Raw genomic sequence first — 400 nt, 5'->3', positions numbered from 1 at the left:
GCTCCACCCGCCTGAACTACCAGATCGCGGCCTCGAGCGTCAGCGTTGACCTCGAGACCAGCGTCGTCGGGACCACGAATGCCGTCACGGTTGCCGGCAGCGCGACAGGTGCGACCGAGGGCACCGACACCTTCACCGGCGTCAACGCGGTGCAGGGCTCGACCTTCGCCGACACGCTGCTGGGAAGCAGCTTCAACAACAACTTCACCGGTCTTGGCGGCGACGACTACATCGACGGCCGCGCCGGCTTCGACGTTGCCATCTACAACAGCCTCAGCACGGTCACGGGCGGCGTCGCGATCGACATGGCGGCAGGCACGGCGACCGGCGACGGGTCGATCGGGACCGATACGCTGCGTTCGATCGAGGGCATTCAGGGCACGGGCTACGCCGACACCTA

Annotated in this window: 1 pseudogene; it reads left to right on the top strand. The window is 67.0% G+C overall.

What is annotated here, in order from left to right:
- Positions 1-400: pseudogene (locus XI04_RS08075) on the top strand (hypothetical protein); the annotation flags it as partial.

The organism is Bradyrhizobium sp. CCBAU 11430, from assembly GCF_028128855.1.
GTDB classification, from domain to species: Bacteria; Pseudomonadota; Alphaproteobacteria; order Rhizobiales; family Xanthobacteraceae; genus Bradyrhizobium; species Bradyrhizobium ottawaense.
This window is presented reverse-complemented; position numbering and strand designations above follow the sequence as displayed.